Source organism: Algoriphagus oliviformis (assembly GCF_017254915.1).
Taxonomy (GTDB): domain Bacteria; phylum Bacteroidota; class Bacteroidia; order Cytophagales; family Cyclobacteriaceae; genus Algoriphagus; species Algoriphagus oliviformis.
The window spans coordinates 413,665-428,304 of sequence record NZ_JAFKCT010000002.1; the positions used below are offsets into that span (position 1 = coordinate 413,665).

Consider the following 14,640-nt stretch of genomic DNA (forward strand, 5'->3'; position numbering starts at 1 on the left):
TGAAACAATGTATTTGACCAGTGTCAAAAAAAGCGTGTTCAATATCAAAGAGGAAGTAAGAGGCTTTTTTTCAAAAGGAGTTCAGCGCTCGATCGAGGCTAAAAAGAATATAGTAGGATCATTTTTGATCAAAATAGCGAATATGGGAATCTCTCTGCTACTGGTGCCGATCACCATCAACTATGTCAACCCGACGCAATATGGCGTGTGGCTCACCTTGACCTCAATGGTGGCCTGGGTGGCATTGTTTGATGTGGGGTTGACTCAGGGGCTGAGAAACAAATTTGCAGAGGCAAAGGCGCTGAAGGACTCGGCTCTAGCCAGGACCTACGTCAGCACGACTTATTACTACGTCGCCCTGATATTTATGCTCATCGGGATCGTCGCCATTGCCGCCAGCTATTTCGTGGACTGGAGGGCATTGATCAATGCTCCGCTGGGGAGCGAAAACGAGTTGAAGTATCTGGTGGTCATTGTGATCAGCTATTTCTGCCTGCAATTCATCTTCCAGATCGTCAAGGTGGTCATCACCTCTGACCAAAAGCCAGCTTTGGCTTCCCTGATCGAACTGTCCGGGCAGGTCTTGGTCTTGCTCATTGTCTGGCTGCTTACCCATTTCACGGAGGGCTCCCTGATCTACCTTGGCCTCGCGATCGGGCTTACCCCGGTAGTGGTGCTGATCCTCGCCAACCTTTATTTCTTCTCCGGCAAGTATCAGATGTATCGGCCTTCCCTGGCTTTTGTCAAGAAAGAGTATGCCTCGGAGCTGATGACCATGGGGGGGAAGTTTTTCGTCCTGCAATTGGCCGCGATGATCCAGTACAGTACGACGCTTTTTCTCATCGCCCACTATTTTGATCCAGAGTCTGTGACGGCCTACAACATCGCCTTTAAATACTTTGTGTCACTGCAGGCGATATTCATGATCTTTCTTACGCCACTTTGGAGTAGCACCACGGATGCCTATTTCCTCAAGGATTTTGACTGGATACTCCGGGTGATCGGGAAGTACATGCTTTTGCTGATTCCGTTTGCCGCCGCTGCCTTGCTGATGCTTTTCTTCTCAGACGATGTGTACAGACTGTGGTTGGGTGATGCCTATATCGCCATTGACAGCAAGATTTCCATTTTGTGCTGCATCTACATTGTCGTGTCCATGTTCTCGAGTGTTTTCGTGAATGTGGTGAATGGGATGGGCACGCTGAAGATCCAGTTTGTGTCATCCATCGTGACCTCGCTGTTTTTTCTTGTCCTGTGTTACGCGTTTATCAACTACTTCGGATTTGGAGTGTGGTCCATCATCCTTGCCTCTATCCTGAGCAATGTGTATGGCTTTGCCATTTCGCCTGTCCAAGTGTATAAAGTACTGATAGAGAAGACGTCAAGTAAAATTTGGTATTAAACTTATTTAATATGAACAAAGTTGCAATTTTCGGAGGCTTAGGAAATCAGATGTTCCAATATGCATTGGCGATATCCATGGATGCTGAAGGGATTCCGACCAAGATCAGCGTCAATGACTTTTTGCTGAACAGACATTACCAAGGCTTTGAGCTATTGAAGGCGTTTGACGTGCCTATGCCGATAGTGGACCGATGGAGAGCTTCACTGATGTCGCGGGTAAGACCGCTGCTCATGAATGCCGGCTCTGGCCTTGTGAAAAATACGCTTTCCAAACTGCTGCTGAGCAGTTCCAATGAATTTCACGAGAAGCTGGAGTATCAATATGACGAGGAGGTGATGCAACAGCGAGATTCCCATCTGATAGGAACTTGGCAATGCCCCAAGTATTTTGAATCCCAGCAGCAGCTGATCCGTGAGGTTTTCAATTTCAACAAACCTCACGACGATCTCAACCTGAAGTTTTCCACCGAAATCGCTGCGTCCAATGCCGTCGCAGTGCATGTACGGCGCGGCTTCTACCTGGAGCAGTCCATGAGCCGGAGCCACATGGTGATCGACTCCTCGGACTATTACTACAAAGCCTTTGACCTGATCAGCCAGCAGGTAAAAAATCCCGTTTTCTACGTTTTCTCCGACGATATCGCCTGGGCAAAGCGTAACCTAAAGGGTGGGAGATTTGTGTTTGTCTCGCACAACAGAGGGGCAAACAGCTACTTGGATATGTACCTGATGAGCTTGTGCAAGCACTTCGTGATCGCAAACAGTGCGTTTAGCTGGTGGCCCGCCTGGCTTGCTCCCAATCAGGACAAAGTAGTCGTGGTGCCCAAGCCATGGGTACGCGAGTCCGACTGCCCCAGCATCTACCTGGGCAATTGGCAGGCTATAGATGTGTTGGACAATCAAATGGAAGTGGCCTGATGAAGCGAATATTACATATCCAATTTTCGTCCAAATCGGGAGGATCTGCGGCTTGGAAGCTTCACGAGGCATTTCTGGCCCAGCCAGGCTTCACCAGTGAGGTACTTTCCCTGCATCCAAACGAGCAGGAAACGCCGGGATTGGTAGTGTTGCCGGAGCGTTCACGCTTCAAGGCCAAGGTAAACAATCGTCTGGGAAACATGTTTCTGGACTATGACAAAAGCAAATTTGGTTTGTTTTCGCAGCCACTGATAGGCACCGATGTTTCCAAGCACCCAAGCGTACAGAAGGCCGATGTAATCTATATCCATTGGGTTCAGATGGGGGTTTTGACGCTGGGCGGATTTGAGAAGCTGGTGGAGACCGGGAAGCAGATCATCATTTTCATGCATGACATGTGGGCGATTACCGGTGGATGCCACAATTCTTTTGATTGCCTTGGCTACCAGAGCGATTGCAAAGGATGCCCGATCCTCAACAGAAGCAAGTCGCTGGCAGCAAGGCAGCTCAAATGGAAAGAGTCCATCTTCAACCGTAAGAATGTTTTCTTCGTTTCTCCCAGCCGTTGGCTGAAAAGCTGTGCGGAGGAGTCCACCATCGCACGCAACAGACCCGTCCACTACATTCCCAACTATTTCAATTCCAAGGCTTTTGTCCCAAAGGACAAAGTGTTGGCCAAGCGACAGATGGGGATTTCGCCCGAAACCAAAGTAATCGTCTTTGGCGCTGTCAACCTGCTGAGTCCCTACAAAGGGTTTAAGTATCTGGAAAAGGCGCTGAACCATCTCCCCAATATTTACCAAGAGGAAGATGTACTGATCCTGATTTTTGGAAGCGCCGAAAAGGAAGACATGGAGCGCCGCCTCCCATACAACATCAAATTTTTGGGCTATTTGGGGTCTGAGCAAGAGGTGGCCGAGGCATTCCAAGCGTCTGATGTCTTTGTGATTCCTTCCATCATGGACAATCAGCCCACTGTGATCGTAGAAAGCCTCTCCTGCGGGGTGCCTGTAGTCGGCTTTGAGATCGGCGGGATTCCGGATATGGTGAAGCACAAGGCAAACGGCTACTTGGCCCAGGTCACAGACTACCAAGAGCTGGCGGAGGGTATCAAGTACTGCCTGGAGGAACAGGTCACCGGATATCAGCTGGACAATTTTGGCCCAGCATACGTCATGGAACTACACAATGAAATGATCGATGAGCAGCACGCAGTTAGCATATAGCGTAGAAAACCAGTCAAAACTGACGATGTTTTTTGCCCCCTTGTCACTCACGAGGAGCATGAACATCTTTTGGATCAGTGTGATTCTGTTTTCGGCTGGCTATACTTTTTCGTCCAGTATCTATCCCATTGCGGCACTGTTTCAGGGACTTCAGGTTCTGGGTTTGGTTGGGTTGATGTTTTCCATTTTCCAATTGGCGAGCTTCAATCAGATGAGCGTCTATATCCAGCTCTTGTTGCCTATCTATGTTATTTGGCAGCTCTACTTTCTGCTTCGCGGAGACTTTGAAGGACTGAAATACGAGGATGTCAAATCCTTGATATTTAGCGGTAACTATGGGGTGATCTGTTCTTTTGTACCTCTGGCGCTACTTCTTCCTTCGACTTTGCCCAACGTGAAAAAGATGTTTGATGCGATCTTTATCCTGCTCTTCCTGTATCTCGTCTTTTCGGTCGTGTTGCTTTCGGATCTGCTCAACCCAGACTCATTGGATGCCTTTTCCAGGGAAGCCCTCGAGACTTCGGTGAAGTTCCTTGCTTTTCCCGCAGGACTGATTCTGCTCACTTTTGACCTGCATACCAACAAGCGGAGGCTGTTTGCCCTGGCGGTATTTGCCGTATCCATCCTGTTGGCTATCGTGAGAGCCAGGAGGGGAGTGCTGCTGATGGATGGAATAGTGGGCATTTTTGCTTTTACCTTTTTCTTTTTCAATACCTCCAAAAAGATAGGCTGGGTGCTTGCAATCGTCTATCTGCTGATCCTCGGATATCAGTTTTACATGATCGAGTACTCATTTGCCAAGATCAACTTCTTGGGGAACCTGTTTGAGAAAGGGCTGGAAAATACGAGAACCTATGTGGAGGAGTGCTTCTATGCGAGTATGTCCACCATGGACTGGATTGTGGGCAAGGGATACAACCAAGGGTATCAGTGCCCCGGAATCGATGAGTCGGTTTTTGCAAACGGGGTCAGGAGGGTCATCGAGACCGACTACCTGCAGTTGATATTGACCGGAGGACTGGTCAACCTGTTTTTGATCTTGGCGATGATCCTTCCCGCGGTATTTCTCGGGTTCTTTCAGTCATCCAACCTGTTTTGCAAGAAGGCGGCCACCTGGATCATGATCTGGATTTTCTTCTTGTACCCATCCAATGGCTACACTTTCTCCCTTTTCCATATCAGCATGTGGCTGATGGTAGGGCTTTGCTATAGCGGGAAGTTCAGAAATCTTTCGGATCAGGCGATTATCAACTACTTCACAAAAGACATTAAAATAAATACAAGTGGAAAAGCCTAGAGTTTTAATTTTCGGTCAGTCATTCAACTCCAATACTGGAGGTGGGATCACCCTGTCGAATCTATTCCATGATTGGCCGAAGGAAAAATTGGCGGTGACTGTGACAAGCCATGCAATGGGTAACATCAACACGGTGTATTGCGACAAGTACTATTTTATCGGCAGCAATGAAAACAGCTGGAAGTTTCCTTTCAAGTATTTCCAGAGAAACATGCCCTCCGGCGAGCTGGACATCACCAAACAGGCAGAGGAAAATGAGGTGTTGACCTCCAACCCCAGCTTGAGAACTCGCTTTATCAACGGGGTATTTTATCCTATTCTGAATTGGACCGGGCTCTTTCACGTTTTGTCCAAAATCAGCCTGACGGATGACCTGAAAAAATGGATCCGTGATTTCGACCCGGAGATCGTCTACATCCAGGTGTCTACTAGAGACTCGCTGCAGTTTGGCATCGCGCTGGCAAAGTACCTCCAAATACCCGTGGTGCTTCACCAGATGGATGACTGGCTGAACTCCATCAGCTATGGCGGCTTGGCCAGCGGATTTTGGAGAAAGCAGATCAACAAGGAATTCAAGCAGCTGGTAGACCTCTCCACGCTTTGCCTCAGCATCTCTGACCAGATGGGCGCTGAATACAAGCGCCGGTTTGGGAAGGACTTCAAAACCTTCCACAATCCGGTAGACCTCAGTTTTTGGAACTCTGACGAAGAGGAAATCAAGCTCAACCCAAAGGGGATCACCGTCCTGTACGCCGGCAGGACGGGTTTTGGGATCGGCACCTCCCTGCGGACATTCGCAGAGGCGGTCGAGTTGCTTCGAGTCGAACACAATATTCCCATTGAGTTTTTCATCCAAACGGTGGAGCCTTTGTCGTGGATTTCCGAGTTTGAAGGCACGCACTACCGCGGATTGGTGCCTTATTCCAAGCTGCCACAGGTGTTTAGGGGATCGGACTTTTTGTTGCTTCCCTGTGATTTTTCCCAAAAATCGGTAGAGTTCCTGCGCTATTCCATGCCTACCAAAGCACCGGAATACATGATCTCCGGCGCGGTGACCATTCTTCTGGCACCGAAGGAGACCGCGGTATACCAGTATGGAGACGAAGAAAAATGGGCCTTTGCGATCGGCAAGGATGATGTAGGTCTGGTGAAAAAAGAGCTGCTGAGACTAATCCAGGACCAAGATCTTCAAAATAGGATCGCCGACCGGGCCGTTCATTTGGCCAAGACTAACCACGATTGCCTGACTATTCGTGAGAAGTTTGCCGGGGAGTTCAGGGAGCTCCTGAGAAAAAGAGACAAGGAGAATGACAACTATGTCTACTCCGGTTGATTTGTACGCCTATTTTTAGAAGCTATGCATATTTTGGTTTTGGGAGTGACACTCTATGAAGGAATGGCCGGCTCGGTACGAGTCCGCAATCTTCTTGAGCCTATGATTCAGTCTAAGGGCATCGTCTGGAGCAACCTGTATTTCACCAAGTTGGCTGGGAACAAGGTGCCCGAACAGCAGGAAAACATGAAGGAAGTAGACGTGGAGCTGTCCAGCCCGCGTTCCATTTTCAAGTTCCTCAGAGACTCTTTCCGTTTTATCCGACGGCAAAAGGTCAAGGGAGAGCTCAACGTATTCTATGCCTACGACACCCCGGACCTGAAGACCATCTTGCCAATCCTTTATGCCAAAATGTTGGGCTACAAGGTGATCCTGGATATCGTGGAGGACAACAGTGTGGCACTGAGTTTTGACGGGGTGATGAACCGGGTCAGGATCAAAAGCGGACAATACCTTCTCAATATGTCGCCGTTTTTTGCCGACATGGCCATCGTCATTTCCAGCCATCTCAAAGGCAAGCTTGATAACATCTACAATGATCTCTCCCGTGTACTGTACATCCCCGTGACGGTGGATCTGAAAAAGATCAAGTACACGCCCACTTACCGGCCAAGAGTGGAAAAAGTATTTTACGGAGGATCTTTTGGCAAAAAAGACGGACTCGATGTCCTGATCAAGGCATTCTCCCGCGTGTCGGGCGAGTTCCCACATGCGGAACTCATCCTGACCGGAAAAGGCGAGAACAAAAAGGATTTCAACGAAATCATGGACTTGATCGCGGCTTCCGACGCAGCCACCCAGATCAAGTACCTGGGCTTTTTGAATTCAGAGGATTACCTCCGTGTCTTGGGGGAATGTGATGTCTTCTGTGTCACCCGAAACAACTCCAAGGCGGCCAATACCGGATTCCCCAGCAAGCTGAGCGAATTTTTGGCTGCTGGCAAGGCCGTGATCGCCTCCTCCGTCGGTGACGTGGGCACCATCCTCAAAAACGAGGAAAACGCGCTGCTGATTTCTCCGGAGGACGAGCAGGCGATGTATCACTCCCTCAAGCAGGTGTTTTCGGATAGCTCGCTGATCGAAAAACTGGGAACGAGCGGACGGAAGACCGCCGAGGAGAATTTCGACAACCGCAAGTTTAGCAACCTGCTGTTTGAGCGACTCAAGTTCCTGGAAAACTAACCCCATATCATGGAAAAGAAACTGAAAGTAGCAGTCCTATTGACCAACTCATACCTCACCTCTTATGGGGGAATAGGCCCTTTTGTGAGAAATTTAGACATCGACCTGCGAAATTATTTTGACCTGCATTATTTCTTTTTGCCGGAGCACCTGGAGAAAGTCAAGCTGATTCCCCATCGCTTGCTGTTTGTTTTTTTTCTCCTGAAAAACTTCCGACGGCTCAGCAAAACCGACCTCATCGTCTCGCACAGTCCTGAGGGCTCCTATGTGGCAAGCTATACGTCCACGCCCTTGGTGCATATTTTCCACGGCAATACCAACCCCATGGAGATCTCCAGATTCAGCTTTGGCAAGTACCTCCGTTGGGTGTTTGACTACATGAACCAGGTGATCTACTCCAAGTCCTTTTTGCTCTACTCGGTGGGGGAAAAGCGGGAGGGCACCAAGAAGTTTGTCAATCCCATTTCCCACGAGGTGATGGTCAAGAACCCCGAGAGCCGGGAAGGTTTCATCTTTGCCGGCAGGCTCGAAAAGGGAAAATGTGTTCCCAAAATCATCGAGTCCTACGCTTGTCTGCCGAAGGAAGTCCGAGCCAACCATAAATTGTACATCGCTGGATCCGGATCGGAATTTGGAAATCTCAAGGAGCTCGCCAAGAGCATGGACCTGGCCAGTCAGGTCGTGTTTTTGGGAAATATGGACAATCGCTCGCTGATCGAGGTGACCTCGAAGAGGAAGATGCTCCTGATGGCGTCGGCTTTCGAAGGCTTCCCTATGGCCATCGCCGAGGCACTGTCTGTTGGGGTGCCGGTGGTGAGTACAGCGGTGGGGGATATCCCGCAGTTTGTCGAAAGCGGCTACTGCGGCCTTCTGTACCCGGTGGATTTTCTGCCGGAGGACTATGCCCGAGGAATCCTGTCCATATTGGACGACTATGAAAACTATTCAAAAAACGCGCTGGAGGCGAGCCGTCCCTTCGATGCGAAGGAGGTCACGAGAAAATTTGCGGAGGAGGTTCTTTCGGGATTGAAAACCGCAAGTCTTTCGAAAGTCGCCTAAATTTACCATGAACAAAATCTGTTTAGACGTTACCAATATTTCACCCGGCAAGGGTGGGGCAGGAGGGGGAATCACCACCTACGCCAAAAATCTACTCCTGGGACTGGATTTTTTGCTGAAAGAGCCCGAAAATTCCAAAATCGAATTGGTCGCCCTGGGGCATACCGATTTTTTGGCTGGGCTGAATCTCGACCGAATCCAAAAAGTCACCAGAAATGTCAATAACCAGTCTTTCTTCAAAAGAAACTATTGGCTCCATGTAGCACTTCCGCGTTTCCTGAAGGAAAACCAAATTCGAGTCCTGCACCGCGTCATTCCCGAACTGCCGATGGTGAAGTCCTCCAAATACATCATGACGCTCCATGATTTCATGTTTGATTTTTACCTGGAGCACCCGCCTCTGAAAAGCTACCTCAGCACCGCAAACCAGCTGAAGTTTTTGTTTCTTAGGAAGCTGATGCAGATGGGGGTCGCCAACCACGACTCCATCCTAGTACCTTCTTCGTCTATCGCTGAAGAGGCCAAACAGCGCTTCCCCGACCGAAAACTCAACTGCAAAGTCACCAAACTAGCCACCAATCGGGAGCTGAGCGACGTCAAACCGAACGGCGCCCACGGCAAAGAAATAGCATTGGGCTACGTGGCGGGATTTTACCCGCACAAGGGGCACAAGCAGGCGCTTCGTCTGATGAAGACGCTCAGGGGATCCGAGCGCGGTAAAAACGTCAAGCTCTTTTTCCGTGGAAGCGTGGTCTACCGCAACTATTTCCAAGAAATAGAGCAGCTGATCCAGAAAGAAGGGTTGCAGGACTGCGTCTTTATGGAGGGATTTGATCCCGACATCACCATCGAGGAAATTTACAGAAAGTACACGGCGACGCTTTTGCTTTCCGAATATGAAGGCTTTGGGCTTCCGGTGCTGGAATCTCAGGCATTTTCCAAACCAGTGATCTGTTCGGATATTCCGGTTTTCAAGGAAAACCTAAAGGATTCGGCGATCTATCTCAGCCTCAATCCTTCCGGTCAGGAAATAGAGGGGATGCTGGACAAGCTCTATGATCGGGCGTACTTGGAGGATCTGGTGGAGAAAGGAAGCGAGAATACTTCCCAATATTCCTGGAAATCAACTTGCCAAGCGACCTTGGACAGCTACATGAGTCTGCTTTAGCAGACAATATTTTCGACAAAAAAAGAAGGGCCCGATGAGGGCCCTTCTTTGGTTTACTAGGCAGCCTGTAGCCACTTAGATTTTGATCAGTTTCTTGGTCTGGAAATGTTTGTCTCCAAAGGCCAGTTTGACCACATAGATGCCTGGTTTCAGGAAGGAAAGATCCAGGGCGATGGATTCCTGATCTGTGTTGAAGTCTGAGTTGAAGTGGTTGACTCCTCTCAGGTCCAGGACAGTCACCTTGCCATCCATATTCGCGGGATATCCATCGAAGAAGACGTTCAGGGTTGAGCTGGTAGGGTTTGGTCCCATCTTGATTCCATAGCCAGTGGCTCCGTCGGTCTCAGCCACTGCCATTTCGCTTTCGACTTGTCCTGCGGAGGAGTCAAGAGGATTGCTTGGCGTGGTAGTCTCGGTTTCTCCGTTGGTACGGTAGTTTGGAGAGACTACTTTGAATCTTACCGGCTCAGAGTCGATTACGTTGCCCTTGGAGTCTGTGATCCTGGCGGACACAAAGTACTCTCCGAGTTCGATTTTCGTCCAGCTAAACTGGTTCGTGTTTGACACTGATACCAGCGGTAGGTACCAGTTGAAGAATTCTACCTTGCTTACCGACTCGGAGGTGACTGCTTTCAGTACCACTTGATCTTTGCCCAGCTCAAACACTTGGTTGTCCACCGGGGAGGCCATCGTCAACGTAGCGGGAGCAGTAGACTTGCTTGCATCCGTTGCAGAGGCAGAGTAGGACGGAGCCGTTACTTTGAATTTGACAGTGTTGGATGTGGAAGTCGCTCCGTTTTGGTCGGTTACCACCGCGTAGATTTGGTAGTCTCCCACCTCGATTTTCGTCCAGTCAAATTCATAGGGTGAAGCATTGACCGCTACCAGAGGATGGCCCCAGTTGTAGAACTGGACGTTTTTGATGGAGGTAGAGCCGGAGACATCAGCCTTTAGCTTTACCACTTGTTGACCGAGCGTGAAGGTTTGGCCATCGGACGGCAAGCTCATATTGATGCCGAGGCTCACTGGAGGGGTGGCCGTCGATGTAGACGAGGCAGCTTTTACGGTAAACTTGACGGTAGCTGTCGTGTAGACGGTACCTTTGCTGTCGGTGACTTTGGCGTAGATGCTGTAGTTGTCAGGCTGTACTTTGGTCCAAGGGAATTCAAAGTTGCCGGAGGTCACGGTCACCAATGGATAGCCCCAGTTGAAATACTCCACTTTCTGGATGGTCAGGCCGGAGCTTGCTGCGTTGGTCTTCAAGACGACCTGCTGGCTGCCCAGGTCTAGTGTGGTATTGTTTGCCGGGCTTACCATCTGCGCGGTGTAAGACGGCGGGGAGACCACTGTTGCGTCTTTTACGGTGAAGTTCACTTTGGTAGAGGAGGCGGTCAGGTTGCCCTCATCCACTACTTTGGCATACACCTGATAGCTGCCGGTCTGAATGCTGCTCCAAGTGTAGGAATATGGTGCTGCTGTGACAGTAGCCAGCAGGGTGCTGCCATTGTAGAATTCCACACGCTTGATTTTTCCCTCAGGATCCTGGGCGTTGGCCACGAGCTCCACGGTATTTACTCCTTTGGTGAAGACCTGTCCTTCGGTTGGCTTAGAGAGGGAGACCGTGGGTGCTTTATTCTCGGCGGGAGCGGTCACTGCAGAAGCAGCCTTCACGGTAAACTTCACTGTGGATGTCGTATAGACATTGCCCTTGCTATCGGTGATCTTTGCGTTGATGCTGTAGTTGTCCGGTTCTACTTTGGTCCAGGGGAATTCAAAGTTGCCAGAAGTCACGGTCACCAATGGATAACCCCAGTTGAAAAACTCAACCTTCTGGATGGTCAGTCCCGAACTGGCTGCGTTGGTTTTCAGCACTACTTGCTGCGTTCCCAGGTCAATGGTGGAATTGTTGATCGGAGTGACCATCTGTGGAGTAAAAGACGGAGGGGTGACAACCTCTTCTTCCTTCACGGTAAAGTTTACTTTGGTGGAAGTCGCAGTGAGGTTTTCTTCGTCCACCACTTTGGCGTACACCTGATAGGTACCGTTTTGGATGCTGCTCCAAGTATAGGAGTATGGCGCGGCTGTCACGGTAGTCAGCAGGGTGGTGCCGTTGTAGAATTCCACACGCTTGATTTTTCCTTCCGGATCTTGGGCGTTGGCCACGAGCTCTACAGGATTCACGCCTTTGATGAAGACCTGTCCTTCGGTCGGCTTGGAAAGGGATACGGTCGGAGCCTTGTTTTCCACGGGAGTGGTGGCGCCTGATACTTTCGCCAAGAGTACTGAACCGTAAGCAGGTATTGAGATCGAGCTGCTGAAGGTTTCGTTTTTCGCATTGACGTAGGTTCCAGACAGGGATTTCTGCACCGGAGAGCCGGTCTCGTTGTAGGCGAAGAAGACGAGGGACTCTTTGTCGATGTCTTGGGTAGTGACCCTGCTGATTTTGATGTTGTCCAGGAAAAGCTCGCTAAGCGAGGGAGGAAAACGGAATACCACGCTTTCGTTGCTTTTTGCCGCCAAGGAGTTTAGGATGATTTTGTGGCTTTTGGCAGAAGTTGTCGTGGAGACCTTTGCGTTGCTCAGTCCTTTGTCCACATTGTAAGTCCCTTCCAAAAACAGCTCCACGGGGATGTTTGCCGGATTGCCTTTCATGTCAAACTCGATCATGATTTTCTGGCCAGCTTGCACCGCGCCGATCTGGAGGTAAGCGGTGGCATTGTTGGAAGAGTTGGGGGCAAGTCTCAGGGTTCCGCCGGAGATGGCGCCGGATACCAATTGGGAAGAGGCTCCATAGACACCAGACACGATGGAGGAGTTGGAGCTGAAGTCGCTTTCCTTAAGGAGTGTCGAGGAAGTGACCGTATAGGTAGGCACGTTCAGATCCGGTCTCAGAGAGTTCGCATCGTATCCGAAGTTGGTGGCCCAGTTGCTCAGGTTTCTGCTGACGCCGGTAGGGCCGTCATTTGATCCTTTGGTCAGGATGAAAAAATCGTTTTTGAATGGATCGAGAAAGTAGTTGGAGCTGAAGGATCCCACAGATCCGATGTCATTTTCGGAGGAATAGATGGAATAGACCTGGTCGGTTTTTTCCACTGAGGAAAACTGGTTTTTGTTGACGTTGATGTTTCGGATAGGATCCCCCATGAAGTCGTGGGTCAACTGGAGCTGGCTTTTGGACTTGTAGAAAAGGTTGTCCGTAATGGTGATGTTGTTGGCATTGTGCAGGTAGATACCCTTGCCAGTCACAAATGCGATGGTGTTTTTGGATACGGTGACTCCGGCACTGTTGTCATCAAGGTAGATACCTTCTGCCATGTCAACTTCCTCTGTGGTGCCCAGTTTGGTTCCTTTTCCGTTTACTACGATGTTTCCGGTGATTTCCCTGCCTACGTTATTTCTGTCTCTGAAGCCGTCGGAGTTGGTGTAGATACCACCGCCGTCCTGCTTGTAGAGGCAAAAGTTGTCGATGAAGTTGTTCACGACTTTGGTATGGCTACCGCCAAAGTGGATTCCGTTGAAGCCTGAGTTGATGAGTGTGTTTTTTTCGATCAAGCTGCCGTCACCGTCGCTGGCCAGGAAGATACCGATGCCGGCGAGGTCGCTGTTCTTTGCCATTCCTTGGAAAGGGAAAGTGTTGGTCAGCCTGTTGCCACGGATGATCGCTCCCGGTGCGCCGTAAGAGATGTAGATACCGGAGTTCAGCGCATAGTTGATCTGGTTGTTTTGCACCACATAGCCTCTGATGTCGGAGGACTGGATGGCGTTTTCTCCTGCATACTCTAGGAGGCAATTCTCGATTTTCACGTTTTCACTGCGGGAGATATTCATCAGGTGGCTGTTGGCACCTTTGAAATGCAGGTTGGCAAAGGAAAGGTTAGTCGTGTATTGGTTGTTGGTCACCAAGTAATCTTGGGTAGCTACCGATACGTTGACAGAGCTGGCGTTGAAGCCATTCAGGTTGATAGTAAATTTTTTGGTGCTGGGATCGTAGCTCCATTCTCCGGGCATGTCCAAAAGGGAAGCGTGGTTTTGGAGGAAATAGCCGTAGTTTTTCTGAGGAGAATAGTGGCTTTCGTTGGATTTGAAAGAGATGCTGCTGCCTGAAATGCTGGAGATGGCATGCCGGTCGATGATCCAGTTGTTTTTTCGGATGACGACATCCCCGCTGTTGCCGCTGTAGGGGTTGCCGGGAGTGCTGATGCTTGTGCTGGAGTTGACGTTGGTGATGCGGAGGTAGCCTCCGTCGGCTGCACCCGTGTTGGGATAGCGTCCCACTTCCTTGATCTGGTCGTTGACAGTTGCGATCTGCAGCCTACTGATGTTGAAAGCGCTCAGGTCAGCCTCGTATTTTCCGCCGCCAACAGAGACTAGGTTAGTCAGCTTGACCAAAGAAGTAATGACGGGCTTGGAGCCGGTTCCATAGGAGGTGAACAGGATCGGAGCTCCAGCTGAGCCGGATTTGGTGATCTTGATCGTACCGTAGAAGACGTCTCCTGATTTGAAGAAGATCCTGTCGCCGCCTTTGAGAAGGCTGGAAATCGAGTTTAGCTTGTCGATGGACTTCCATGGAGTAGCGGAGTTTTGCGCTTCGATGGCACTCCTGCTGTCATTTCCACTACTGGATGAGAAGTAGTAGTCGGTGGCAAAGCCTTGCTGGACCAGGGCCAGCATCAGGACAATGAAGGGAAGAAGGCGGGTGACTCTGAATACAGAAAGACACGTCTTTCTACATTCGGCGATGAAATCGGTGGTTTTCATGTTTAACGGTTAGTAAGTAAAGGTGATTTTCAAATGGGGCGATTAAGTTGTATGACTGAATTCTAGTGTTTGGACTAATCAGTTATTATGGGTGGGCCGATTCTTCCCCGTTCCCAAAAGGGAGGGGGGTAGATTGGTAGATGGACTAGCTTGCCAAGTTTGGATGGGCAAAAGGATATCAGGGCCGCTGATTCGAAATAGGGTGAAATCTCAAATCCGGCAGAATCCAATCTGGGGTGATCACATGTTTGGCGGGTGCATCAGCGGAAAGTCAATTCAGGAAATTGAACTTTGG

At 49.8% G+C, this 14,640-nt stretch carries 9 protein-coding genes; 8 read left to right on the forward strand and 1 reads right to left on the reverse strand.

Going from position 1 to position 14,640, the window contains the following annotated elements; genetic code table 11:
- The first annotated feature begins 7 nt into the window (after positions 1 to 7).
- The 8 genes from J0A68_RS07350 to J0A68_RS07385 all read left to right on the forward strand — a co-directional run bounded on the left by J0A68_RS07350 (position 8) and on the right by J0A68_RS07385 (position 9,587).
- Positions 8 to 1,402: a lipopolysaccharide biosynthesis protein gene (locus J0A68_RS07350; RefSeq protein WP_262897998.1), complete on the forward strand. Its 1,395-nt coding sequence runs from the start codon at positions 8 to 10 to the stop codon at positions 1,400 to 1,402.
- A gap of 11 nt (positions 1,403 to 1,413) precedes the next feature.
- The gene (locus J0A68_RS07355; protein WP_206577538.1) at positions 1,414 to 2,322 is read left to right on the forward strand and encodes an alpha-1,2-fucosyltransferase; all 909 of its coding nucleotides are present in this window, start codon (positions 1,414 to 1,416) and stop codon (positions 2,320 to 2,322) included.
- Positions 2,322 to 3,548 carry a glycosyltransferase gene (locus J0A68_RS07360; RefSeq protein WP_206577539.1) on the forward strand — a complete coding sequence of 409 codons (1,227 nt, stop codon included), beginning with the start codon at positions 2,322 to 2,324 and terminating at the stop codon, positions 3,546 to 3,548. The genes J0A68_RS07355 and J0A68_RS07360 overlap by 1 nt, the downstream gene beginning before the upstream one ends.
- 58 nt (positions 3,549 to 3,606) lie before the next feature.
- On the forward strand, positions 3,607 to 4,845 hold the full coding sequence (locus J0A68_RS07365; protein ID WP_206577540.1) for a hypothetical protein: 1,239 nt from the start codon (positions 3,607 to 3,609) through the stop codon (positions 4,843 to 4,845).
- A 115-nt stretch (positions 4,846 to 4,960) separates the two neighbouring features.
- Positions 4,961 to 6,178 (forward strand): glycosyltransferase family protein, encoded by a 1,218-nt coding sequence (locus J0A68_RS07370; protein ID WP_206577541.1) that lies wholly within the window; start codon positions 4,961 to 4,963, stop codon positions 6,176 to 6,178.
- A 102-nt stretch (positions 6,179 to 6,280) separates the two neighbouring features.
- On the forward strand, positions 6,281 to 7,360 hold the full coding sequence (locus tag J0A68_RS07375) for a glycosyltransferase (RefSeq protein ID WP_206577542.1): 1,080 nt from the start codon (positions 6,281 to 6,283) through the stop codon (positions 7,358 to 7,360).
- A gap of 9 nt (positions 7,361 to 7,369) precedes the next feature.
- Complete coding sequence (locus tag J0A68_RS07380) at positions 7,370 to 8,419, forward strand: glycosyltransferase family 4 protein (protein WP_206577543.1); 1,050 nt, start codon at positions 7,370 to 7,372, stop codon at positions 8,417 to 8,419.
- A gap of 7 nt (positions 8,420 to 8,426) precedes the next feature.
- A complete protein-coding gene (locus tag J0A68_RS07385; RefSeq protein ID WP_206577544.1) occupies positions 8,427 to 9,587 on the forward strand; it encodes a glycosyltransferase in 1,161 nt (386 codons plus the stop codon).
- 75 nt (positions 9,588 to 9,662) lie between these two features.
- Here J0A68_RS07385 and J0A68_RS07390 read toward each other — a convergent pair whose 3' ends face one another.
- Complete coding sequence (locus J0A68_RS07390; protein ID WP_206577545.1) at positions 9,663 to 14,345, reverse strand: Ig-like domain-containing protein; 4,683 nt, start codon at positions 14,343 to 14,345, stop codon at positions 9,663 to 9,665.
- Between the last annotated feature and the right edge of the window lie 295 nt (positions 14,346 to 14,640).